General features: G+C 58.2%; 17 protein-coding genes. 8 read left to right on the top strand and 9 right to left on the bottom strand.

The window, feature by feature from the left end:
- Nucleotides 1–106 precede the first annotated feature (106 nt).
- The 3 genes from D8U71_RS27335 to D8U71_RS27325 all read left to right on the top strand — a co-directional run bounded on the left by D8U71_RS27335 (nucleotide 107) and on the right by D8U71_RS27325 (nucleotide 4,256).
- Nucleotides 107–1,243: a glycerate kinase gene (locus D8U71_RS27335; protein ID WP_129999431.1), complete on the top strand. Its 1,137-nt coding sequence runs from the start codon at nucleotides 107–109 to the stop codon at nucleotides 1,241–1,243.
- A 158-nt stretch (nucleotides 1,244–1,401) separates the two neighbouring features.
- The gene (locus D8U71_RS27330) at nucleotides 1,402–3,027 is read left to right on the top strand and encodes a methyl-accepting chemotaxis protein (RefSeq protein WP_130889144.1); all 1,626 of its coding nucleotides are present in this window, start codon (nucleotides 1,402–1,404) and stop codon (nucleotides 3,025–3,027) included.
- A gap of 41 nt (nucleotides 3,028–3,068) precedes the next feature.
- Nucleotides 3,069–4,256, top strand: a complete 1,188-nt coding sequence (locus tag D8U71_RS27325; protein ID WP_130889143.1) for an aminotransferase class I/II-fold pyridoxal phosphate-dependent enzyme — start codon at nucleotides 3,069–3,071, stop codon at nucleotides 4,254–4,256.
- Nucleotides 4,257–4,423: 167 nt separating this feature from the next.
- Here D8U71_RS27325 and D8U71_RS27315 read toward each other — a convergent pair whose 3' ends face one another.
- The 5 genes from D8U71_RS27315 to D8U71_RS27295 form a co-directional block, all read right to left on the bottom strand.
- Nucleotides 4,424–5,392: a D-glycerate dehydrogenase gene (locus D8U71_RS27315; protein ID WP_130889142.1), complete on the bottom strand. Its 969-nt coding sequence runs from the start codon at nucleotides 5,390–5,392 to the stop codon at nucleotides 4,424–4,426.
- A gap of 14 nt (nucleotides 5,393–5,406) precedes the next feature.
- On the bottom strand, nucleotides 5,407–6,705 hold the full coding sequence (locus D8U71_RS27310) for an MFS transporter (RefSeq protein WP_016774902.1): 1,299 nt from the start codon (nucleotides 6,703–6,705) through the stop codon (nucleotides 5,407–5,409).
- A gap of 57 nt (nucleotides 6,706–6,762) precedes the next feature.
- A complete protein-coding gene (locus tag D8U71_RS27305; RefSeq protein WP_125926515.1) occupies nucleotides 6,763–7,782 on the bottom strand; it encodes a sugar kinase in 1,020 nt (339 codons plus the stop codon).
- Nucleotides 7,775–8,557 (bottom strand): TIM barrel protein, encoded by a 783-nt coding sequence (locus tag D8U71_RS27300; RefSeq protein ID WP_130889141.1) that lies wholly within the window; start codon nucleotides 8,555–8,557, stop codon nucleotides 7,775–7,777. The genes D8U71_RS27305 and D8U71_RS27300 overlap by 8 nt, the downstream gene beginning before the upstream one ends.
- Nucleotides 8,558–8,708: 151 nt before the next feature.
- The gene (locus D8U71_RS27295; protein WP_130889140.1) at nucleotides 8,709–9,737 is read right to left on the bottom strand and encodes a LacI family DNA-binding transcriptional regulator; all 1,029 of its coding nucleotides are present in this window, start codon (nucleotides 9,735–9,737) and stop codon (nucleotides 8,709–8,711) included.
- 248 nt (nucleotides 9,738–9,985) lie between these two features.
- On the opposite strand from D8U71_RS27295, the gene D8U71_RS27290 reads away from it, so the two are divergent.
- From D8U71_RS27290 to D8U71_RS27280, 3 genes are all read left to right on the top strand, one after another.
- Nucleotides 9,986–10,804 (top strand): hypothetical protein, encoded by an 819-nt coding sequence (locus D8U71_RS27290; protein ID WP_125926517.1) that lies wholly within the window; start codon nucleotides 9,986–9,988, stop codon nucleotides 10,802–10,804.
- 122 nt (nucleotides 10,805–10,926) lie between these two features.
- Complete coding sequence (locus D8U71_RS27285) at nucleotides 10,927–12,933, top strand: hypothetical protein (RefSeq protein ID WP_130889139.1); 2,007 nt, start codon at nucleotides 10,927–10,929, stop codon at nucleotides 12,931–12,933.
- Nucleotides 12,934–13,114: 181 nt separating this feature from the next.
- Nucleotides 13,115–15,466 carry an autotransporter outer membrane beta-barrel domain-containing protein gene (locus tag D8U71_RS27280; RefSeq protein ID WP_130889138.1) on the top strand — a complete coding sequence of 784 codons (2,352 nt, stop codon included), beginning with the start codon at nucleotides 13,115–13,117 and terminating at the stop codon, nucleotides 15,464–15,466.
- 62 nt (nucleotides 15,467–15,528) lie between these two features.
- On the opposite strand, the gene D8U71_RS27275 is transcribed toward D8U71_RS27280, so the two are convergent.
- The 4 genes from D8U71_RS27275 to D8U71_RS27260 all read right to left on the bottom strand — a co-directional run bounded on the left by D8U71_RS27275 (nucleotide 15,529) and on the right by D8U71_RS27260 (nucleotide 21,225).
- Nucleotides 15,529–15,972: a hypothetical protein gene (locus tag D8U71_RS27275; protein ID WP_125926520.1), complete on the bottom strand. Its 444-nt coding sequence runs from the start codon at nucleotides 15,970–15,972 to the stop codon at nucleotides 15,529–15,531.
- A gap of 159 nt (nucleotides 15,973–16,131) precedes the next feature.
- The gene (locus tag D8U71_RS27270) at nucleotides 16,132–16,773 is read right to left on the bottom strand and encodes a DUF1345 domain-containing protein (RefSeq protein WP_130889137.1); all 642 of its coding nucleotides are present in this window, start codon (nucleotides 16,771–16,773) and stop codon (nucleotides 16,132–16,134) included.
- A 180-nt stretch (nucleotides 16,774–16,953) separates the two neighbouring features.
- Nucleotides 16,954–20,052, bottom strand: coding sequence for an efflux RND transporter permease subunit (locus tag D8U71_RS27265; RefSeq protein ID WP_125926522.1), 3,099 nt, complete (start codon nucleotides 20,050–20,052; stop codon nucleotides 16,954–16,956).
- Nucleotides 20,053–20,067: 15 nt separating this feature from the next.
- On the bottom strand, nucleotides 20,068–21,225 hold the full coding sequence (locus tag D8U71_RS27260) for an efflux RND transporter periplasmic adaptor subunit (protein ID WP_130889136.1): 1,158 nt from the start codon (nucleotides 21,223–21,225) through the stop codon (nucleotides 20,068–20,070).
- Nucleotides 21,226–21,478: 253 nt separating this feature from the next.
- Here D8U71_RS27260 and D8U71_RS27255 point away from each other — a divergent pair, with 253 nt between their 5' ends.
- Together D8U71_RS27255 and D8U71_RS27250 are read left to right on the top strand one after the other, a co-directional pair.
- On the top strand, nucleotides 21,479–22,180 hold the full coding sequence (locus D8U71_RS27255) for a response regulator transcription factor (RefSeq protein WP_016774890.1): 702 nt from the start codon (nucleotides 21,479–21,481) through the stop codon (nucleotides 22,178–22,180).
- A gap of 4 nt (nucleotides 22,181–22,184) precedes the next feature.
- Nucleotides 22,185–23,486, top strand: coding sequence for an ATP-binding protein (locus tag D8U71_RS27250; protein WP_073476613.1), 1,302 nt, complete (start codon nucleotides 22,185–22,187; stop codon nucleotides 23,484–23,486).
- The last annotated feature ends 186 nt before the right edge of the window (nucleotides 23,487–23,672 follow it).

The raw sequence follows: 23,672 nt of genomic DNA, 5'->3' as shown, positions 1-23,672 counted from the left end.
CTTTTGTGGAAATGAACAATAAACGCCGACGCCACTTGTGCACCCGACCGGCGTCAAGGCGCAGGCCGACTGGCAGCATGAACGCCACTGCAACCGGAGAATTCCCATGAAAATCGTCATCGCCCCCGACTCGTTCAAGGACAGCCTGAGTGCCCAAGGCGTTGCCGAAGCCATCGCCCTCGGACTGGCGCAGGTCTGGCCGCAGGCGACGCTGATCAAATGCCCGATGGCCGATGGCGGCGAAGGTACGGTCGAGTCGATTCTCGCAGCCTGCGAAGGTGAATTGCGCCGCACCCGTGTGCGCGGTCCACTGGGCGCGCCGGTCGATGCTGCCTGGGGCTGGCTGCCGCACAACCACACCGCGATCATCGAAATGGCCGAGGCCAGTGGACTGCAATTGGTCCCACCGGGGCAGCGCGATGCGTGCATCAGCAGCACTTTTGGTACCGGTGAGTTGATTCGTGCAGCGCTGGACGCCGGCGCGCAGCGGGTGATTCTGGCAATTGGCGGCAGTGCGACCAATGACGGCGGTGCCGGGGCGATGCAGGCGTTGGGCGTGAAGTTACTGGATGGGCAAAATCAGCCGTTGGTGCCCGGTGGCCTGGCCTTGGCGCAACTGGCGCGGCTGGATCTGAATGGACTTGATCCGCGTCTGGCCAATGTGCGTTTCGACATCGCCGCTGATGTTAACAATCCGCTCTGCGGCCCCCACGGCGCGTCGGCCATTTTCGGCCCGCAGAAGGGCGCATCGCCCGCGCAGGTTGAGCAGCTCGACCACGCGCTGGGGCACTTCGCCGAGCTTTGCGCGCAAGCATTGGGCAAGGACGTGCGCGATGAACCGGGCAGCGGTGCGGCGGGTGGTCTGGGATTTGCCGCCAAGGCTTTTCTCGGCGCGCAGTTTCAGGCTGGCGTCGAGGTGGTGGCGGAACTGGTCGGGCTCGCTGACGCGGTCAAAGGTGCGGATCTGGTGATTACCGGCGAAGGCCGCTTCGATGCGCAGACCCTGCGCGGCAAAACGCCGTTCGGTGTCGCGCGAGTTGCCAAACAATACGCCGTGCCGGTGATTGTGATTGCCGGGACCTTGGGCGAGGGCTATCAGGCGCTCTATCAACACGGCATCGACGCCGCGTTCGCCGTGACCAGCGGACCGATGACTCTGGAACAGGCCTGCGCCGAAGCCCCGCGCCTGCTGCGTGAACGCGCCACCGACATCGCCCGGGTCTGGCAACTCGCCTCAGCCTGAAAAATATTTACCGCCGACCCGAAACCTTCCTCAAGCCTGGCCGATACAACGGTCAGGCGCACACAAAACCACAACTCAGTGCTGCCGGACTGTCGCCCGCTATGGGCCAGTGCTCACGGCATGGACGCTCGCAGTTTCTTTCTTTCGAGAGTCCGACCATGTCCCTGCGTAATCTGAATATCGCGCCCCGTGCTTTCCTCGGTTTTGCCTTTATCGCCTTGCTGGTGATTGTCCTCGGCGTGTTCGCCGTCAGCCGCATGACGGTCATTCGTCAGGCGTCGGTCGACATGGACACCAACCAATTGCCAAGCGTGACCCACCTCAGTGTGGTCACGGAGAACGTCCTGCGCATGCGCATCTTGTCGTTCCGTGTGCTGGTCAATCGCGAGCCGGCCAGCTTGCAAGAGGCAGAAACCCGCATCGCGGTGCTGGTCGACAAGGTGCGCAAAGCGCAAGCCAGCTACGCTGCGTTGCCGGCAGGTCCTGAAGAGCACGCCGTTTTTCAGACGTTTTCGACAACCCTCGACAACTACCTGCAAGCGCAGAATCAGATGATTGAGCTATCGCGCAAGGGCGATCTGGAAGCGATGCGTGCGTTGATCAACACGCGCATCAAGGAAGGCACCGATCAGATGGGCGAGCAGCTCAACAAGCTGATCGGCATGAATACCGCCGGGGCCAGAGCGGCGGCCACCAAGGCCGGTGATAACTATGACAGCGCCATCACCGGGATCATCATCGTCGCCGTGATTGCGGCGCTGGCCACCGTGTTGCTCGCCTGGTTGCTGACCCGCAGCATCGTCACGCCGCTCAACCGCGCCGTGCTCGCTGCGCAAACCATTGCCGACGGTGACCTCAGCAAAGCCATCGAAGTCGACGGCAAGGACGAACCGGCGCGCCTGCTCGAAGCCCTGGCGGCGATGCAGACCAACCTGCGCAAAACCATCGAGCAGATCGCCGGTTCCGCCACGCAACTGGGCGCCGCTGCCGAAGAACTCAGCGCCGTCACCGAAGAAGCGTCGCGCGGCCTGCAGCAGCAGAACAACGAAATCGAACAGGCCGCCACCGCCGTCAACGAGATGACCGCTGCGGTGGAAGAGGTGGCGCGCAACGCCGTGTCGACTTCCGAAGCGTCAAACCAGTCGACCCACGCCGCCCGCGAAGGTCGCGATCAGGTGGTGAAAACCGTCGACGCGATCCAGACCATGACTCACGACGTGCAGAACACCGCGCAGATGATTGAAGGCCTCGCCGCGCAAGGTCGTGACATTGGCAAGGTGCTGGACGTGATTCGGGCCATCGCCGAACAGACCAACCTCTTGGCGCTCAACGCTGCAATTGAAGCGGCGCGTGCCGGCGAGGCTGGCCGTGGTTTTGCCGTGGTGGCTGACGAAGTGCGCGCCTTGGCCCATCGCACCGCGCAGTCGACTCAGGAAATCGAAAAAATGGTCGCCGGCATCCAGAACGGTACCGGAGAAGCGGTTTCGTCGATGCAGCAAAGCAATCAGCGCACCCAGTCCACATTGGAAATGGCCCGCGCGGCCGGCGTGGCGCTGGAGCAGATCACGCAATCGATTCACCAGATCAACGAGCGCAACCTGGTTATCGCCAGCGCTTCGGAAGAGCAGGCGCAAGTCTCCCGCGAAGTCGATCGCAACCTGGTCAACATTCGCGACCTCGCCACGCAATCGGCCGCCGGCGCCAACCAGACCAGCGCCGCGACCCACGAACTGTCGCGACTGGCAGTGGATTTGAACGCCATGGTGGCGCGTTTCGTGATTTGAGATACGGTGAAGGCTGGAAACCGCGCTAACAGGAGACGTACATGCGCTATTCAGCCTTGACCCAACGAATCGCCGGGGAGGGTGCCGCTGCCTGGCAGATTCACGACCGAGCGCTGGAACTGCGCGCCGACGGCGTTGATGTTTTGTTGTTGAGCGTCGGCGATCCGGATTTCGATACGCCGTTGCCGATTGTCCATGGTGCGATTGACAGCCTGTTGGCCGGCGACACCCATTACGCCGATGTGCGTGGGCGGTTCGAGCTGCGCAGGCTGATTGCCGAGCGTCATCGCCAGCGCAGTGGTCAACGGGTTGATCCTGATCAGGTGATTGTCCTGCCCGGCGCGCAATGCGCGGTGTATTCGGTGGCGCAGTGTCTGCTCGATCCGGGCGATGAAGTGATCGTCGCCGAGCCGATGTACGTTACCTACGAAGGAGTGTTTGGCGCTTGCGGTGCCAAGGTAATTGCCGTGCCGGTGCGCCCGGAGAACGGTTTTCGTGTCGACCCCGCCGATGTCGCCTCGCGCATTACCCCGCGAACTCGCGCGATGCTGCTCAACAGCCCGAACAATCCCAGCGGCGCGAGTCTGCCCTTGCTGATCTGGCAGGAACTGGCAGCGCTGTGCATTCGCCATGACCTGTGGCTGATCAGCGATGAGGTGTACAGCGAGCTTTTATACGAAGGCGAGCACGTCAGCCCGGCGAGCCTGCCGGGCATGGCCGAGCGCACCGCGACGATCAACAGTCTGTCGAAATCCCATGCGATGACCGGTTGGCGCATCGGCTGGATGATCGGCCCGAAACCCTTGGCCGAGCATCTGGTGAATCTGTCGCTGAGCATGCTCTTCGGTCTGCCGGATTTCGTACAGAAGGCCGCACAAGTGGCGCTGCAAAGCGATCTGCCGGAAGTCACGCAGATGCGCGAGGAGTATCGCTTGCGCCGCGATCTGGTCTGCGAACGTTTGTACGGTTGCCCTGGGTTGCAGCCGATTTGCCCGGATGGCGGCATGTTCGTGATGGTCGATGTGCGCCAGACTGGCCTCGGCGCTCAGGCGTTTGCCGAGCGCTTGCTGGAAGGTTATGGCGTGTCTGTGCTGGCCGGCGAAGCGTTCGGGCCGAGCGCGGCGGGGCATATTCGCATCGGTCTGGTGGTGGATCGGGTCAAACTGGCGGATGCCTGCGCGCGGATTGCGTTGTGTGCGGTGCAGCTGTTGCAGGCGCGGAGTGCCTGAGGGTCTTGCATTGCCTGCCCCGGCGCCTTACTGATCGTTCCCACGCTCCGCGTGGGAATGCCTCTAGGGACGCTCCGCGTTCCAGCTTTCGGAAGGGACGCGGAGCGTCCCGGGCTGCATTCCCACGCTGAGCGTGGGAACGATCAGTACGCAGAGCGTGGGAACGATCAGTTTAGAGGATTCACCAGATTCGCCGGCCGCTGTCCATTCAGCGCCGCCAACAGATTCTCCACCGCACACCGCGCCATTGCCTCACGCGTTTCATGGGTCGCCGAGCCCATGTGCGGCGTGGCCACAACATTGCTCAACTGCAACAATGGCGAATCATGATTCAACGGCTCGCGCTCGAACACATCCAGCCCCGCCGCGCGAATGCGCTTGCTGCGCAACGCCTCGATCATCGCCACCTCATCGACCACTTTGCCCCGCGAGATATTGATGAAAATGCTTTCCGGCCGCATCAGCGCAAATTGTTCCGCGCCGATCAAACGTTCGGTCTGCGCCGTCAGAGGCAAAGTCAGGCAAATGAAATCGGCCTGCTGGAGCAACTCTTCGAGGCTGCGATATTGCGCAGCGAACCGCTCCTCGACCGCCGGCTTGCGCGACTGACTGTGGTAGATCACCGGCATGCCGAAACCGAAATGCCCGCGCTGGGCCAGGGCCTCGCCGATGCGGCCCATGCCGATGATGCCCAGCGTCTTGCCATGCACATCGGTGCCGAAATGCGCCGGGCCGATGTTGCGGCTCCACTGCCCGCCACGGACCATGTTCGCCAGTTCAACCACACGCCGCGCGGCAGCGAGGATCAGGGCGAAACCGGTGTCGGCGGTGGTTTCGGTGAGCACGTCGGGGGTGTTGGTCAGCAGAATCTTGCGCCGATTCAGATACTCGATGTCGTAGTTGTCGACACCCACCGAGACGCTGGCAATCGCCTCCAGTTGCGGCGCCAGATCCAGCAACGCCGCATCCAGTTTCAGGCTGGCGCCGAGCAAACCGTGGGCTCGGGGCAGGGCATCGCGCAACTGCATGACGCCATCGGCGTCGAGGCTTTCGATCAGCGTTACGTCAAACTGCTCTTGCAGGCGCGCCATTAGCGCGGGCGAAAGTTTCTTGTACAGCACGACCTTTTTTTTCATGGCAAAAAATCCTTTCAGGAATGCGCCGGCACACGCGGTGTGGCGGCGGCTTTGGCGACGACGCGATCACTGGCGCCGGGCTTGAGGAAAATGGTCAACACCACCGACAGCAGCAGCGCGCCGCTCATCAATAAATAGGAAGCGCCGGGCGAGCCGGTGGAGCTGTTCAGGTAGCCGACCAGATACGAACCGCCGAACGAGCCGAGCGCGCCCATGCTGTTGATCAGCGCCATGGCGCCACCGGCAACGTTGGCCGGCAGGATCTCCGGGACGATGGCGAAGAACGGCCCATATGGCGCGTACATGCAGGCGCCGGCAATCACCAGCAGCGTGTACGACCACCAGAAATGTTCGGCGCCCAAGGCATACGAGCCATAAAACGCAATCGAAGCGATCAGCAGCGGCGGCCAGACGAAGCGTTTGCGCTTCTGCAATTTGTCCGAACCCCACGACACCGCGAGCATGCCCAGCACCGCCGCCAGATAGGGCAGCGACGAGAGCCAGCCAGCCTCGATCATGTCCATTTGCGCGCCTGCCTTGAGGATCGATGGCAGCCACAAAACGAATCCGTAGACGCCGATGCTCCAGCAGAAAAACTGCAGCGCCAGGATGATCACCTTCGGCGAACGGAACGCCTCGGCGTAGTTCTTCACGGCTTTGATGCCGACCTGCTCTGCGGCGAGGGCGCTTTCCAGATCGTGTTTTTCCTGCTCATTGAGCCACTTGGCCTGGGCCGGACGATCATCGGCCAGACGCCACCAGATAAACGCCCACAACACCGCCGGCAGACCTTCGATGATGAACATCCAGCGCCAGCTGAAATGCTGCACCAGATAGCCCGAGACTACCGACATCCACAGCATCGTCACTGGGTTGCCGAGGATCAGAAAAGTGTTGGCCCGCGAGCGTTCGGCACGGGTGAACCAGTGGCAGAGATAGACCAGCATCGCCGGCATCACCGCCGCTTCGACCACGCCGAGCATGAAGCGAATGACGATCAGCCAATAGGCGTTGGAGACCACGCCCGTCAGCGTGGCGAGCCCGCCCCAGAGAATCAGGCTGACGAAAATCAGCTTCTTCACGCTGTGCTTTTGCGCGTAGATCGCGCCGGGCACCTGGAAGAAAAAGTAGCCGAGAAAGAACAGCGCGCCGAGCAGCGAGGACAGGCCCGGTGTGATCATCAGGTCTTCGGCCATGCCCGACGCGGCGGCAAAACCGTAGTTGGCGCGATCGAGATAGGCCAGGCTATATGTGATGAACACAATCGGCATGATGTACCACCAGCGGCGGGTGGCGAGGGTAGCGGTTTTCATCGGTGTGACTCCTGAGCTTGTTGTTTTTGTCGCAGCAGGTTCATTGATTTGCGGTGATCAGGCGGGCCTCTTCGCGAGCAGGCTCGCTCCCACAGGCGATTGCATGCCAAATGTGGGAGCGAGCCTGCTCGCGAAGGCGGATTCAAATTCAATCGATAACTCTTGGCGGGTCGGCAACCCCTCCATGTCGCCACGACTCTGCACCGCGCGACTGCCAATCCAGTTCGCTCGCTGCACGGCCTCGGCAAAACTCTGATGCTCGAGCAGGGCACTGATCATCCCGACCGCAAAGCCATCACCGGCGCCCACGGTATCGACCACGTTGCTTACCGGCACGCCAGCGACAAAACCCTGATCCAGCTGCGTGCGGTAATAAGCGCCTTCAGGCCCGAGCTTGATCGCCACCGCCTCCGCACCTTGATCCAGATAAAACGCAGCAATGTCGGCCGGGTCGTCGAAACCGCTAAGCAGGCGGCCCTCGCTTAACCCCGGCAACACCCAGTGGGCGAGGGCGGCGAGGCGGTTGATCTCGCGGATCATCTCGGCCTCGCTGGCCCACAGGCTCGGGCGCAGATTCGGGTCGAACGACACGCTGCGTCCGGCGGCGCGCATGCGGGTCATCAGTTCGACGGCCATTTCCCGCGCCGAGGCGGAGAGCGCCGGTGGGATACCGGTGGCGTGCAAATGGCGGGCGCTCAGCAGGTTGTCGTTGATGGCGTGCGGCGACAAATGACTGGCCGCCGAACCGCGCCGGAAATATTCCACCTGCGGGTCGCTGCCGTCGTCGTTGCGCGATTTGAACTGGAATCCGGTCGGATGGTTTTTATCGACTTCGACGTGGCTGCAATCCAGACCTTCCTTGATCAGCGTCTCGACCACAAAGCGTCCGAGTGAATCGTTGCCGACCCGGCTCAACCACGCGACGTTGAAACCCAGACGCGACAAGCCGATCGCGACGTTGCTGTCGGCCCCGGCAATCCGTTTGTGAAACTGCTCGACCTTGGCAAGATCGCCGGTCTGCTCGGCGACCAGCATTGCCATGGTTTCACCGAAGGAAAGAATATCGATCTCAGACATGGGCTGGCTCCAGGCGCGATTGACCGAGGCGGGCGAGGGCGGCGACGTGTTCGCGGGTCAGTTGCACCAAGTCATCGCCTTGCAGCGGGTATTCGGCGGCGCGCATAACGCCTTGGTCCATGTGCCGCAGCAGTTGTTCCCACAGATGCAGGTCGCTGACGGCCGGCGGCACCGCAACCAGTTTGCCGTCGGCGCGGCGCGCCACGGCTTTGCAATGCACGTAACCGACATGACGCCCCAGCGCGCGAGCGGCGCTGGCGGCAGACTGGTCCTGCCAGTGCCAGTTACCGATGTCGAAAGTCATCTTGATCGGCAGGTTGTGCTGCTCGACGGCGGCGAAGAAACGCTGGAACGGCTCGATGCGCCCGCCATGTAAGGTTTGATCGTTCTCTACCAGCAGTTGCACCGGGCTGTGTTTGAGTCGCTCGGCCAGTGCCTGCAAATCAGAGTTGTCGGTGAAATAACCGAGCGACACCTTCAACCATTTCGAGCCGAATGCCCGGGCCTGTTGCAGCGCGGTAATCAGTTCGGGATTTGGCTGCGCTTGCCCTGCGAGCCAGAGTTCGGTGGGTGAGGAATAAATGCTTTGCAAGCCCTGCGCCTGGGTAGCCTGAGCGAGTTGCGCCGGGTCTTCCCGGGTCAGCAACTCTTCGCGCCACTCGATGCGATTGGCGCCGGAGGCCGCGAGGATCTCAATAAAGGAATCCTGCCCACGCTGGCGCACAAGCTCGGCGCCGTAGCTGGACAGACTGATGGAAACGGCTGGTTTATTCATTGTTATTGACCTCTGAAACCGGTTTCATTTTTGTTCAAAAAAATATCAAGTAGTTCTGCAGTGTTCTTCTGCAGGCCTTCGCGAGCAGGCTCGCTCCCACAATGGAATGGGATCAACCTGTGGGAGCGAGCCTGCTCGCGAAAGCGCCAGATCAGACGCCGTCAATCCCTCGGGTCGAACCCCGCTCAATCAGCACAGGGGCAAAATCCACCATCCGCGCCACCTCATCATCCCCGCGCAAGCGCTTGAGCAGACACTCAAACGCCCGCGCGCCAATCTCTTGCGTCGGCTGTGCCAGCGCGGTAATTCCGCTGCCCACCAACGGATACCAATCCAGATCATCCAGGGCAATCAACCCGACGTCTTCAAATAGACGCACGCCCAGCGCGCGCAGCGCATGCGTTGCCGCCAACGCCGCCACGCCATTGGCGCAAAACAGCGCTTTCGGGCCATCACCGGGTGTGTTTAAAAAGCTTTGAAGTTGCGCGTTCAGATCATCACCGGTTTCCAGCACCGCCCCAGTCAGGGTCGAGCGCTGAGCAATCTGCGCCTGAAAACTGCTGACCCGCTCGATCCGCGAGCTGGTGCCGTCATACGGTTCGGTGACCAGCAAAAGATCCCGATATCCGCGTTGCTCGAGATGCGCGAGCGCCATCTCTACTGCTTGCGAGTTGTTCAACCCGACCATGTCGCTGTCGAGCCCGTCGACCTTGCGATCCACCAGCACCAGCGGCATCTCGCGGCGCAGTTCGTGCAGTTCGTCCCGGTGATGGCCCAGCGTGTTCACGATCAGCCCTTCGATGTTGTACGAGCGCAACAGCGCCAGGTGCTGGCGTTCCTGCTCATCATCGCGGTCGGTGTTGCACACCACCAGGCTGTAGCCGTGCGCCCGGCAGGCGGTTTCCACCCCGTGCATCACGGCAATCGAATAAGGGTTGCGGATATCGGCGACGAGCATGCCGATCAGGCGAGTGCGCCCGCGTTTGAGGCCACGGGCCATTTGGTTGGGGCGGTAGCCGAGTTCATCAATCGCCTGCTCGATGCGCCGGGCAATGGCATCGGAGAGCAGGGCGCGGTCATCGCCGATGAAACGCGAGACGCTGGCCTTGGATACGCCGGCATGTTCGGCAACGTCGAGCATGGTCACGCGGCTTCGTTGTGCGGCGGAGAAATCGTTCACGGGCGTATAGACCTTATTTTTATATTGCGGGGATAAGCTCTGAAACCGGTTTCAGTGTTCTCCGAAAAACGAAATATCGTCAAGTGCTCTCTTATTCGCTTGCAGTGATCCATCCTGTTATTCCGACAGACGGTCATTTGACCTGTCAGATATGACAGTAGGCAAAAGGGAGAATCCGGCGCTTAATCGAAACAACACACAGAGTTCATTGACGCGCACACAGCAGATTATCGCAGAGAGTAGATAACATGGAGCAGAGTAATCAGCTCACCGCGGAGCCTTTTACATTAGATGGAATTAGTTCATCAGACCCGGACGGCCACGTGCCGCCGGATGTTTTGATTAACGGGACGAAAGGGAGAATACCGCGCTGGGCAAATTTTCCACAAAAGCCGCTTCCAGGTGAAGATGAAGATTACACGAAGCTTTATGTTTATTGGGAGCAAAACAAAGAAACGAACGTGATTTTCTGCGAGAGATATACCTATCTCGACGATAAACCAGAGTTCGAATTCGATCTCACAGCAGAACATATGAAAGAGGACGGCCTTGCCGACATTTATTATCTGCTTGTGGGGCGTAATGGTAATGATGATGAATCGCCCCGGCGTAGACTAACAATAGTACACGCTCTCAAGCCCACGCTTCGTAAACCAGCATTTCCGGATGCGGATCTTTGGGGCTATATAAATTGCAAAACCGTTCCTTGGGTTGGGGAAAAAATACAGGTCGAGATAGTGCCTGAGGCTGCGGATATATTCCAGCATGAGGATGTGTGTGTACTCGTCTGGCAGGGGTTTGCGACATTAAATGGATCTCCCCCTGTACTCACTCCGCAGCATACGTTCAGGGAAATAATTGATGGTGATAAACCTGTTAAGGGGTTTGTTATAGATATTCCGTTTGATCCTTTTATAAGGCCTATGTTTGACAAGCATTCTGCTATCGCCCGATACACCATTCTCCGTCGGGGGGTACCGATTTATGCGTCACATCCTGGTCTGGTCAAAATAGACCGCGTCGAGTCGGGTTGTCCAGAGCCCTGCGGCGGCGGTCCTTTGAAGTAAATGTTGTAACACAGCCGTAATCAAAGCGGTCTTTGGCCTCTACGTCATGCATGTCGCTCATGTTGGCGACAGAAAGTTGCTTGGGTGCGGCTTGGGTTTTTAATTACTACGAGGAAATGAAGGTGAATACTTCGATTTTTAACGATAAGCCGCAATCTGCTGTTGCTCTTGGTAAAAGTAGTCGCCTTGCGCTGCGTACTTCTAACGTTAACGTAGGGGTGCGCTTGGCTGATCCCGAGTTCGTTGGCTTGCTACCGGGTAGGCTGTTGCCGAAGGCAATCATTGATTCAGGTACCGCCCAGGTAAAATTCCTGACTTCAACAATCCTGACGCCCGAAGATAACGATTTATATGAGTTGTACCAGCGCAAGGGCCCGGGCGGTCCAGAAGACATGATTACAGACGACAATTTGGGGGCAGTCGCCGGCCGCCCGGCGGAAGTGCTTATCGACGTGCCGACCGCGGCGCTGGTGGATGATGATGTGAATAAAGCTTCAACAACGTGGCAGTTTCAGTTACGCGTACAAAACGGAAAAAACGGCAATTGGGACGACTCGAATTGGCTCACTGTAGAAATCGATAAAAATCCACCAGAGGTGGACAAGGTAACGGGTACGAAATTTCCGCCGGAAAGAGCTGTTTACATGAATTTGCCCGATAAAACCGTCGACGACGCATGGCTGGAGAATAATGAGTTCTTACAAATAAGTATCAATCGAAACTACGAGTTTTATAGTGCAACCGACACTATTCATGTGTATTCAGGCTCCACATATGGAACTGGAAAGTTGCTCCATACTCAGCGGTTAACAGCGGACACAGTTGACGTGCCAAGTGCTGAATTGCCAAAAATAGACGCGCGGGAATATCTTTGGTACACGCTGACGGACGCGACGGGCAACATCAGCGAGCAAGCGGTTGCCAATGATTATCAAATTTCTCGAACCCCACCTCCAGTCTTTCACGATTGTGAGTTTCCTCAGGGTATCTTGCCGGACCCAATCGACCTCAACGATCTGCAGGGTACGGTGTATTTGAATGTCAAACGCCCGGACAATGCGCAAGACACCGACCGCATTGCTGCAACTGTCACCAATGGAACGCTTCCAGTCAGTTTGGGGACTCGCCCCTTGGGTGCCGCCACTGTGCTGCAGTTCCCTATCACAACCAGCAGATTGCTGGCGCTCTGGAATAATGCGACCGCGGCAGTGCCGATTACTGGATCTTATAAGTTTTTTCGTGGAACTGAACCTGAAGTTGCTCCGCCAGGTACCGACTCCCAAATCAATTTACTTGCCCCCGGCCCAAGTAATCCGGGCTTTCCGGACATCAAAAACCCGAACATGGTAGAAGTTACCGTGGAGGGTGCGTCGGGAACCAAGAACCACATCACCGCTTCCGACCGTTTGGCGGATATCACATTCAGCACACCGATGATAAAAACCGGCGACACGTGGGTGCCTGTAACTGGCGACATTGCCAGATTCTGGATAAACGGCGAGGAAGTTGCTGACTTTACGCTGACTGCGGGTAATACGGACCCATTGACTCATACCATGACGCCTGATGAGTTTGATGCAGTGATCGGGGCACCAGGTCCAAAGCAGGCATATTGGACGATCGAAAATAGCGCTACCAGTCCAGCCGTCATAGAGTCACTTAACACTGAAGTCCAGGTGGATCTCGCCAAGGTCGACTTAGTGGCGCCAACAGTTAGGCTGTTCAATGGACTAGTATCATGCGCGTATCTGACCCGGCCTGATCGAGAGTTGCCGGTGACCGTGACGATAGATGCAACGCATATGCCGAAAGACACAGTTGTTACCGTTTATTCGGAAGGCTATGAGGACGCGCTTGGAACCAAAAAAATCGGTGGAACAGAGTTTTTGGACACTTATACCATACTTGGCACCGAAAGCTCGGCGGAATTCGTTCTTAATATCAAGCCTTATTTGACCAAGATCAAGCCTATTCAACCACCCTTCAGTTCCGGGTTGCCAAATGGCTATATCAAAATCTGGTATTCGATACTCATCTCGGGTGCTCCAAATCCTTCTGAAGAGTTTTTTAACGAGGTGTCGCTACTAAATTCAAGTAACAATTATTGCGAAGGTACTCCGACAATTTAGGTTTGTCAGCATTGCTGCCGGGACAGGTTGTCCCGGCAGTTGGCAACGATTGGAAAAAAACAATTGTGCAATATCGGACATGTCCTACATACCAATGCGTAACGGATCGGTAGTTTGGCGCCGCCTTGGGTGAAGGATCTACTCGATCTATCACCATCGACGTATATTTGGAGGATTGGATTTGAGTACTTCATCTCTTTGCAAAACCACACATTTTCGCTCTCGTGCCAAGACCGTTATCTGGCTTGGAACCTCTTCGTTCTGCTTCTCATTGCTGAATTGCGAGTCTGCTTTCGCCGCCGGACTGGTGGGAACGGCTCATACAGTCACCAAAGGCGATAACGTGGAGTCCTGGCAGCTTTCACAGCAGGCGACATTGAATATCGATCAGGCTGAGACTCTGGGCATCGTCGCTCGGCAATCTCAAGTCAATGCGGTAGGGGCAACCACTCAGCAGATCTTTGCCTCCGCTGGATCAGTGGTAAACCTGGCGGGAACCACTGTGACAGGTGGCAATGCGCGTTCCGGGGTTGAACTGACTAACAGTACCGCGACGATTTCTGGCAATAGCACTATCTCCAGTGATCGCCTTGGGCTCCAGGCCGGACGCAACATCAACGTCGATTCCGGCTCGAAGGTGACGGTCAGTGACAGTACGATCCGCGGGGCAACAGGCGGAGCACGTGCAACGGCCTTCAGTACATTAGAGTTTTCGGGCTCTACTATCGAAGGGACCGGTGCAGGCAGTTATGGTGTAACGTTGCTGAGCGGTTCGGCTTCCGCTACGGAAGGCAGCCAGATACTTGGTGGTCAGAATGGCGTAAGGCTTGGACTCGAGGGTGCAGGGCTGCCTGGAAGCCATTTGCTGTTGCGAGGTTCAGGTGTTGAGGGCAAAGGCGGGTCGGCAATTGTCGTGGATTACCAGGGGACCAGCGCAGCCGCCTCCCGGATCGACGTCCTCGACGGCTCGGCGCTGACGGGTGGCTCCGGGACCATTATTGAAGTCAAGGGGCTGGGCAATGCGGACGTCAATGTGGAGCGCAGCGACCTGATGGGCAACGTGCAGATTGCGGATACCAGTACGGCAGCGCTTGGTTTCAACCAGGCATCGTTGACCGGAGATGTGACAGCCGATACTGGAGCAACTGCTTCTGTAGCACTGCAGCAGGATTCGCAATTGACCGGTGTCATGACCAATGTCTCCAGCGCCACTATCGATTCGACGTCACGCTGGAACATGACGGGCAACAGTCAGGTGGGCGATTTGGCGCTCAATGGCGGTACGGTAAGGATCGGTGCCGATACCGTTTTCAATCAACTGGACGTGCGCAACCTTTCTGGTAGTGGCTTGTTTGAAATGAATGTCAATTTCACAACAGATCAATCCGACGTGCTGAATATCACAGGAACAGCGACTGGAGATCATCGTTTGTTGGTCGCCTCAACTGGGACAGAGCTGCCGAGCGGTCAACCCGTGGATCTTGTGCATGTCGCCGGCGGTGACGCCAAATTCTCATTGGCCAACGTCAATGGCGAGGTCGATCTAGGTGCGTTTTCTTATGGCTTGAAACAGAGTGAAAGCGGCAACGACTGGTTTCTCGATCCGACTGCTCGGACGGTCAGTCCGTCTACTCGCGCTGTCACAGCGCTTTTCAATACTGCCATCACTGTGCTTGATGGAGAGGCTATGTCTTTACGCAGCCGTATGGGTGAAGTGCGTTTCAATCGCTCTAAATCCGGCGCGTGGGGGAGGGCGTATGGCAGTAAGTACAATGTTTCGGACGCGTTTGGTGATGGTTATCGACAAGATCAGCATGGTTTCACGCTTGGCGCAGATGCTCCGCTGCCTATAGGCGGTGGACAGTGGCTGTTGGGCGTCATGGCCGGGCAAAGTCATTCTGACTTGAATTTGCACCGCGGAACCAGCGGCACGATCAAAAGTTACTATGTGGGCTCCTATCTCACCTGGATCGATAATGCCAAAGGTTATTACGTTGATAATGTGATCAAGTTCAATCGTTTCCAGAATGAAGCTAAAGTCGGGTTGAGTGATGGAAATCGTACGAAGGGTGATTACGATAACACTGGTGTCAGCGGATCTATTGAATTCGGACGCCATTTCGCATTCGATCAAGGCTATTTCATCGAACCGTATATCCAAGGCAGTGCTGCAATAATCCAGGGCAAAGATTATCACCTGGCGAACGGCTTGAGCGTCGAGGGTGATCGTACCCGTTCCATGCGTGCCGAGGGCGGTATGACGTTAGGTCGAAACTTGCAATTGCGCAACGGAGTTGTCTGGCAGCCTTATGTTCGTGCGGCTTTAGCTCACGAGTTCTCAAAGAGTAACGAAGTACAGGTGAATAATAATGTATTCAATAACGACCTTTCCGGCTCGCGTGTAAAAGTTGGCAGCGGTGTTGCGCTTAACATGTCGGATCGATGGCAGGCGCATGCGGAACTGGAATATATGAGGGGCAACAATATCGAAATGCCTATCGGCGCAACGCTTGGCCTTCAATTGAAATGGTGAATAAGTAAGTTAACGAGTTATAAAAAAGCCCCTTCATAAATGATGGGGCTTTGATTATTTTGTCAAGTCAAGGAGGTGTCGAAAGTTGCGGTGCAGGGAAATGTTCCACTTGCGTCCGATTTAGCTACGTCAGCTGTGAAGGTGCCAGTGAATCGATCGGTTTCCATGTCCAGTTTATAGTCCAAGGTGCCCGAGGTCGCTTTTTGTAGAGTTGGGGCCTGCTGGTTTTCGTAGCTGTTGTAAGTGACATTTGCACCGACATCAAACTCAGTAATAGCCGTTGATGCCTCAAGCTTGGATTTTTCAAAAACAATGGTGAAGGTCCGTACGAATGGCTTTTCACGGTCATAGGCAATGACGATGTATACGTCACCCCTGCCGGGGGTCGTGTCCGACCTTAATTCTGTATACCAAGCTCTGAATTTCGTGCCGTCTTCTAGGTCGGCGGTGAAGTCGTCTATGAAGTCGTTTTGGTTATAGCCAGTTTTCAGTGCCGCGCTGCGCATGAGTTAAATCTCCATATTAGCGAGTCGGGAAGATCCAGGCAGCATCGTAAGATAAGAGTGCGTGGACAACCCATATAAGACGACCTTCACTGTCTTGTAAACTGTCAGATATTACAGCTATGCAATAGACTGTTTTTATGCTTGGAGTCGTAGAGTGATTCAACTGAACAAGCCAGCCGCAATGTTCATCGAGAATCCCAATATTGCTGTATTGAATACAAATCCAATCAGCGACTGCGCGAGGACAATCTTTCGAATATCCCGTGTCGCAACACCCACATCCGAAGTCTGCACAGCCACGCCGATGGTGAACGAGAAGTACAGAAAATCCCAGTAATTGGGGGTGGTCAGTCCTTCCGCAAAACGCAGTGCTGGCTCCTTCCCATTCCAGGTGTAAAACAACCTCGCGTAGTGCACGCAAAAGATCACCCCGATCAGCAGCCATGAGCCGATCACCGTCAGCGCTGTGAAGCCGTAGTGCATCAATTTGTGTGTGTTATCCAGATCTTTGCTGCCCGTCAGTTCAAATGTGATGGTGGCCAGGCTTGCCAGCGCGGCGATGCACACGACGAAAAGCACCAGTCCAGCGTTTTCATCCTCGATCTCGGCGATGCGACGCACATCCGGGGCCTTGGCGCGTATGGTCAGCCAGAACATCAGGACCAGGTAAGTCCAGACACCGGCGTTCCAGCCGATGAGGATTTTGCTGACGATGGAGTCGGCCGGGACCAGCAGGCCCGTTGCGAGGCCGAACAGGGCGGCGCCGGAAAGACGAGGGTGGGTGCGGGCGAGGAAGGGCATGAAAGCTCGGTAGGTGAGGGAGGTTTTACCACCTTAGCCCAGCGATGACAGATGTGGCCACTGCGCATGATGTTGGCCAATCCTTGTGGGAGCGAGCCTGCTCGCGAAGACGTCAGCAGATTCAACATTAATGTTGGCAGACCGGACGCATTCGCGAGCAGGCTCGCTCCCACAGTTTGATCAGCGTTGTTTGGTGAATCGTTGTACGAGCTTCATGACCACGACGAAAAACACCGGCACGAAGATTACCGCCAGTGTCGCGGTGATCATCCCGCCGATCACGCCCGTGCCGATCGCCTGCTGACTCGCCGAGCTGGCACCCGTGGCAATAGCCAACGGCACCACGCCGAGAATGAACGCCAGCGAGGTCATCACGATCGGCCGCAAGCGCAAGCGAGCAGCCTGCAACGTTGCATCGATCAGGTCGTGACCTTCGTCATACAGGCTCTTGGCAAACTCGATAATGAGGATCGCGTTCTTCGCCGACAGTCCGATGATGGTGATGAGACCGACCTTGAAGAACACATCGTTGGGCATGCCACGCATTGTCACCGCCAACACCGCGCCGAGCACGCCCAGCGGCACCACCAGCAATACAGAGGTCGGAATCGACCAGCTTTCATACAGCGCCGCCAGACACAGGAACACCACCAGCAGCGACAGGCCAAGCAGAATCGGCGCCTGATTGCCGGACAGACGCTCCTGCAACGACAACCCAGTCCATTCCTGGCCCAAGCCCTTCGGCCCCAACGCTACCAAACGCTCGATTTCCGCCATCGCTTCGCCAGTGCTGTGCCCTGCTGAAGGTTCGCCGGAGATGGCAATCGCCGGATAACCGTTGTACCGGGTCAACTGCGCCGGGCCTTGAATCCAGTTGGCCTGGACAAATGCCGACAGCGGCACCATGTTCCCGGTGTTGTTGCGCACATGCATTTTCAGCAAGTCGTCTACCTGACTGCGCTGATCACCTTCGGCTTGCACGACCACGCGCTGCATGCGGCCCTGATTGGGGAAGTCGTTGATGTAGCTGGAACCCACCGCAGTGGACAGCACATTACCGATGTCGGCAAACGAAACGCCCAAGGCGTTCGCCTGCTTGCGGTCGACGATCAATTGCACTTGCGGCGCTTCCGCCAGCGCGCTTTCACGGACGTTCATCAATACCGGACTTTTCTCGGCGGCGGCGAGCAGTTCCGTACGCGCCTGCATCAACGTCGCATGGCCCAGACCACCGCGATCCTGCAAACGGAACTCGAAACCGCTGGACGTGCCAAGTCCATCCACCGGCGGCGGCAGCACCGAGAAGGCCATGGCGTCCTTGATCTGACTCAACGCCGCGTTGGCGCGATCGGCAATCGAGCTGGCAGCATCGTCACTGCCACGTTCCGACCAATCCTTGAGCGTCGAAAACGCCAGCGCTGCGTTCTGCCCGCTACCGGAAAAACTGAAACCCAAGATCACCACACTGTCACTGATTCCCGGCTCACCGGCGTTGTGCGCTTCGAGCTGTTCGGCTACTTGTACGGTGCGGTTCTTGGTCGCGCCCGGCGGCAGCTGGATATCGGTAATGGTGTAGCCCTGATCTTCTGTAGGCAGAAACGAAGAAGGCAGGCGCGCGAAACAGAACCCAAGTCCAATCAACAGGACGACGTAGATCATCAGGTAGCGACCGGTGCGCTTGAGCGCATAGCCGACCCAACCCTGATAGCGATCGGTCAGTTGCTCGAAGCGACGATTGAACCAGCCAAAGAATCCGGACTTCTCGTGATGCTCACCTTTGGCGACAGGCTTGAGCAATGTTGCGCACAACGCCGGCGTCAACGTCAGGGCGAGAAACGCCGAGAACAGAATCGACGTGGCCATGGACAGCGAGAACTGTTGGTAGATCACGCCGACCGAGCCTTGCATGAACGCCATTGGAATAAACACCGCGACCAGCACCAGAGTAATGCCGATAATCGCGCCGGTAATCTGCGTCATTGCCTTGCGCGTGGCTTCCTTGGGCGACAAGCCCTCGCTGGCCATGATGCGCTCGACGTTCTCCACCACAACGATCGCGTCATCCACCAGAATGCCGATGGCCAGCACCATGCCGAACATGGTCAGCACGTTGATCGAGAAGCCCAGCGCCAGCATGGTCGCGAACGTGCCCATCAGCGCCACCGGCACCACCAGCGTCGGGATCAGCGTGTAGCGCACGTTCTGCAGGAACAGGAACATCACTGCAAACACCAGCAGCATCGCTTCGCCAAGGGTGTAGATCACTTTGGTGATCGAGACTTTGACGAAGGGCGAGGTGTCGTACGGAATCTTGTACTCCACGCCCGCCGGGAAGTAGCGCGCCAGCTCATCCATCTTCGCCCGCACCAGCGTTGCGGTGTTCAGTGCGTTGGCGCCGGGAGACAGCTGCACGCCGACGGCGGTGGACGGCTTGCCGTTGAGGCGAGTGCCGAACTGATATTCCTGACTGCCGATTTCGACGCGCGCGACATCACCGATGCGCACCGTGGAGCCATCGCGATTGGCCTTGAGCACGATGTCGGCAAATTCCTGCGGCGTCGACAACTGGCCCTTGACCAGAATCGTCGCAGTGATTTCCTGTGTGGAAGGCGACGGCAAATCACCGATGCTGCCCGCTGAAACTTGGGCGTTCTGCGCAACGATGGCTTCGTTGACATCGGCCGGCGTCAGGTTGAAGGCGATGAGCTTCTGCGGGTCGATCCAGATGCGCATCGCCCGCTCGGCACCATACAACTGCGCCTTGCCGACACCGTCCAGGCGCTTGATCTCGTTCATCACATTGCGCGCCAGATAATCGCTGAGCGCCACGTCATCGAGCTTGCCGTCGCTGGAAGTCAAAGTGATCAGCAAGAGGAAACCGGAAGAGACCTTCTCCACCTGCAAGCCCTGCTGATTGACCGCTTGTGGCAGGCGCGACTCGACCACCTTCAGGCGGTTCTGTACATCGACCTGCGCCAGTTCCGGGTTGGTGCCCGGCTGGAACGTCGCCTTGATCGTCGCGCTGCCCAGGCTGCTTTGCGATTCGAAGTAGAGCAGGTGATCGGCACCGTTGAGTTCTTCCTCGATCAGGCTGACCACGCTCTCATCGACAGTCTGCGCCGAGGCGCCTGGGTACACGGCATAGATTTCGATCTGCGGCGGTGCGACGTCCGGGTATTGCGCGACCGGCAACTGCGGAATGGCCAGCGCACCGGCCAACAGGATGAACAGGGCGACCACCCAGGCGAACACTGGGCGATCGATAAAGAACTGCGGCATATAAGAGCGTCCTGCTTACTGACCAGTGGTCTGGGCAAGTGGAAGAGGGGTTTCGTCGACCTGTACTTTTTCCCCGGGACGGGCGTGTTGCAGGCCTTCGATGACAATACGGTCGCCGGGCTTCAGGCCGCCGGTGACGATCCAGCGATTGTTCTGCACCGCACCCAGTTGCACCCGTTGCTGCGCCACGCGCATCTGCTCATCGACGGTCAGCACCTGGGCAATGCCGGCACTGTCACGCTGCACCGCGCGTTGCGGCACGGTAATGCCGTTCTGAATGGTTGCCTGTTCAAGGCGTACGCGGATGAAACTGCCCGGCAGCAGGTCGAGATCCGGATTGGGGAATTCACTGCGGAGGATGATTTGGCCAGTGCCCGGATCAACGGTGATGTCGCTGAACAGCAGCTTGCCAGGCAATGGATACAGGCTGCCGTCATCCTGAATCAGTGTGGCCTTGACCTGGTCCTGACCGACTTCCTGTAACTGCCCGGAACGGAACGCCCGGCGCAGTTCATTGAGCTCGCGAGTCGACTGGGTGAGGTCGGCATGGATCGGGTTGAGCTGCTGAATCAGCGCCAGCGGCGTGGTTTCGTTCTGTCCGACCAGAGCACCTTCGGTGACCAGCGCGCGGCCGATGCGGCCGGAGATCGGCGCGGTCACGGTGGCATAACCGAGGTTCAGTTTCGCCCGTTCCAGCGCTGCCTTGCTGGCGGCGACATCAGCGGCGGTCTGCCGGGCAGCGGCGCGGGCGTTGTCGTAGTCCTGACCGCTGATGGCCTGGTCCTCGATCAACTGCGCATAGCGTTGTTCTTGCAGTTTCGCCTGAAAGGCGTTGGCCTCGGCTTTGCGCAGCGCGGCTTCGGCACTGTCCAGATCGGCCTTGAACGGCGCCGGGTCAATGCGGAACAGCACATCGCCTTTTTTCACGTCGCTGCCTTCGCGATAGGTGCGCTGCAACACCACGCCGGCTACTCGCGCACGCACTTCGGCAATCCGTGGCGCGGCGATGCGGCCGCTCAGTTCGCTGCTGATCGACAGGGGCTCGGCTTTAATGGTCTCTACGCGCACGGTGGCCGGCGGCGTCTGCTCTTCGGCGTTCGAGGATGAATCACAAGCGCTCAGCGTCAGCGCCAATGCGATCAGGCCGAGCCCGGCCAGCAGTTTTCCAGACATGTACAACCCCCAATATTGAAGGCCGCATCCTACGGCCAGACGGGGAGGTTAGCGGTGAAGCTTTGTAGCTGCTGTGTGAAATTGTGTAAGGGTTTTGCTCCGTGGCGGGTGAGGGCGTATATCCTGCAGGCCTTGAAATTTATTGCGACAGTTCGATCGCTTTCGCGAGCAGGCGCGCTCCCACAGGAGATCGCATTTCAATGTGCGAGCGAGTGAGCCCTGACTGTCGCCCCAGCATTTTCTGGAACACCCCATGCCCAACATCCTCCTGGTCGAAGACGACACCGCCCTCGCCGAACTGATTTCCAGCTACCTGGAGCGCAACGGTTATTCCGTCAGCGTCATCGGCCGTGGCGACCATGTGCGCGAACGGGCGCGGATCAGTCCGCCGGATCTGGTGATCCTCGACCTCATGCTGCCAGGTCTCGACGGTTTACAAGTGTGCCGCTTGCTGCGCGCCGATTCAGCGACCTTGCCGATCCTCATGCTCACAGCCCGCGATGACAGCCATGATCAAGTGCTGGGCCTGGAAATGGGCGCTGACGATTACGTCACCAAACCCTGCGAGCCACGGGTGCTGCTGGCGCGGGTGCGTACCTTGTTGCGGCGCAGCAGCCTGGGCGAACCGTTGGCGGTCAATGACCGGATCGTCATGGGCAATCTGTGCATTGATCTGTCCGAGCGCACCGTGACCTGGCGTGATCAAGCGGTTGAGCTGTCCAGCGGCGAATACAATTTGCTGGTTGTGCTGGCCCGGCACGCCGGCGAAGTGCTGAGTCGCGATCAGATTCTGCAGCGGCTGCGCGGTATCGAATTCAACGGTACCGATCGCTCGGTGGACGTGGCGATTTCCAAGTTGCGACGCAAGTTCGATGATCACGCCGGCGAGGCGCGCAAGATCAAGACCGTGTGGGGCAAGGGCTATCTGTTCAGCCGCTCCGAGTGGGAATGCTGAGCTGATGTTTCGTATTCTGTTTCGCCTGTATCTGGTGACGATCGTCTCCTATAGCGCGGCGATCTATCTGGTGCCGGATCTGGTGGTCATGGCCTTCCGGGATCGCTTCGTCACCTACAACCTGGACTTTTCCCGAGGTCTGCAATCGCTGATCACCAAGCAGTTTCATGCCGCGCCGCAAGAGCAGTGGCCGGAGATTGCAGCGGCGATGGACAAGGAATTCCAGCCGCTGCACATCGTCCTGACGCCAATCGACGACCCGGTTTTCACCCCCATCGAGCAGGAACGTCTGCACCGGGGTGAAAACGTGGTGCGCATCGGCGACTGGGGCTGGCGAACTTTGGCAGTCACTCCGCTGAATGCGGACATGGCCGTGCGTATGGTCGTACCGCCGGATCCGGTCGACGTCGATCTGTTGTACTGGAGCATCAACGTACTGATCGGCGCCATGCTGCTCGGCTGCCTGCTGCTCTGGTTGCGCCCGCACTGGCGCGATCTAGAGCGCCTGAAAGGCACTGCCGAACGCTTCGGCAAAGGCCACTTGAGCGAGCGAACCAGAATCGCCCCGAGTTCGAACATCGGCAGCCTCGCCAACGTGTTCGACACCATGGCTGGCGATATTGAAAACCTGCTCAACCAGCAACGTGATCTGCTTAACGCCGTTTCCCATGAGCTGCGTACACCATTGACGCGTCTGGATTTCGGCCTGGCATTGGCCTTGTCGGAAGACTTGCCGGCCGCCAGCCGCGAGCGCTTGCAGAGCCTGGTCGCGCACATTCGTGAGCTGGATGAATTGGTGCTGGAGTTGCTTTCCTACAGCCGTTTGCAGAATCCGGCGCAATCGCCCGAGCGCATCGAGGTGTCGCTCGACGAGTTCATCGACAGCATTCTCGGCAGCGTCGATGAGGAGCTGGAATCGCCGGAGATCGTGATTGACGTTCTGTTGCACGGCCAGCTCGAACGCTTTGCGCTGGATCCGCGCCTGACCGCTCGGGCCATCCAGAACCTGTTGCGCAATGCCATGCGCTATTGCGAAAAGCGTATTCAGATTGGCGTGCAGGTGATTGCCGGCGGATGTGAGATATGGGTTGACGACGATGGCATCGGCATTCCCGACGACGAGCGCGAGCGGATCTTTGAACCGTTCTATCGGCTCGACCGCAGCCGTGATCGCGCGACGGGTGGATTCGGCCTCGGTTTGGCGATCAGCCGCCGCGCACTGGAAGCGCAGGGCGGTACCTTGACGGTTGAAAGTTCGCCGCTGGGTGGGGCGCGATTCAGGCTGTGGTTGCCGGCCACGGCCTGAACCGTATGACGAATATCAGGGCTGCGTTGTGCCGCTGGTCTGCAACACGCATTGCTGGGTTTTACTGTCCCACACTTGACCTTTCGGACATTCGGGCTTTTTCACGGCGTCGCTTTCATCGACGGCGAAAACAGCAGGGCTGGACAGGGCAGCGACCAGCAGCGGGACGGCGAACAGCACTTGGCG

Source organism: Pseudomonas sp. Sample_21 (assembly GCF_004307525.1).
GTDB classification, from domain to species: Bacteria; Pseudomonadota; Gammaproteobacteria; order Pseudomonadales; family Pseudomonadaceae; genus Aquipseudomonas; species Aquipseudomonas atacamensis.
This window is presented reverse-complemented; position numbering and strand designations above follow the sequence as displayed.

What these genes read in the sequence shown, in the direction of transcription:
- D8U71_RS27260 (WP_130889136.1), bottom strand. Translation starts at nt 21,225, where the DNA reads ATGTCTGGAAAACTGCTGGCCGGGCTCGGCCTGATCGCATTGGCGCTG.
- D8U71_RS27250 (WP_073476613.1), top strand. Translation starts at nt 22,185, where the DNA reads ATGTTTCGTATTCTGTTTCGCCTGTATCTGGTGACGATCGTCTCCTAT.
- D8U71_RS27325 (WP_130889143.1), top strand. Translation starts at nt 3,069, where the DNA reads ATGCGCTATTCAGCCTTGACCCAACGAATCGCCGGGGAGGGTGCCGCT.
- D8U71_RS27305 (WP_125926515.1), bottom strand. Translation starts at nt 7,782, where the DNA reads ATGTCTGAGATCGATATTCTTTCCTTCGGTGAAACCATGGCAATGCTG.
- D8U71_RS27335 (WP_129999431.1), top strand. Translation starts at nt 107, where the DNA reads ATGAAAATCGTCATCGCCCCCGACTCGTTCAAGGACAGCCTGAGTGCC.
- D8U71_RS27330 (WP_130889144.1), top strand. Translation starts at nt 1,402, where the DNA reads ATGTCCCTGCGTAATCTGAATATCGCGCCCCGTGCTTTCCTCGGTTTT.
- D8U71_RS27270 (WP_130889137.1), bottom strand. Translation starts at nt 16,773, where the DNA reads ATGCCCTTCCTCGCCCGCACCCACCCTCGTCTTTCCGGCGCCGCCCTG.
- D8U71_RS27265 (WP_125926522.1), bottom strand. Translation starts at nt 20,052, where the DNA reads ATGCCGCAGTTCTTTATCGATCGCCCAGTGTTCGCCTGGGTGGTCGCC.
- D8U71_RS27315 (WP_130889142.1), bottom strand. Translation starts at nt 5,392, where the DNA reads ATGAAAAAAAAGGTCGTGCTGTACAAGAAACTTTCGCCCGCGCTAATG.
- D8U71_RS27255 (WP_016774890.1), top strand. Translation starts at nt 21,479, where the DNA reads ATGCCCAACATCCTCCTGGTCGAAGACGACACCGCCCTCGCCGAACTG.
- D8U71_RS27300 (WP_130889141.1), bottom strand. Translation starts at nt 8,557, where the DNA reads ATGAATAAACCAGCCGTTTCCATCAGTCTGTCCAGCTACGGCGCCGAG.
- D8U71_RS27275 (WP_125926520.1), bottom strand. Translation starts at nt 15,972, where the DNA reads ATGCGCAGCGCGGCACTGAAAACTGGCTATAACCAAAACGACTTCATA.
- D8U71_RS27310 (WP_016774902.1), bottom strand. Translation starts at nt 6,705, where the DNA reads ATGAAAACCGCTACCCTCGCCACCCGCCGCTGGTGGTACATCATGCCG.
- D8U71_RS27290 (WP_125926517.1), top strand. Translation starts at nt 9,986, where the DNA reads ATGGAGCAGAGTAATCAGCTCACCGCGGAGCCTTTTACATTAGATGGA.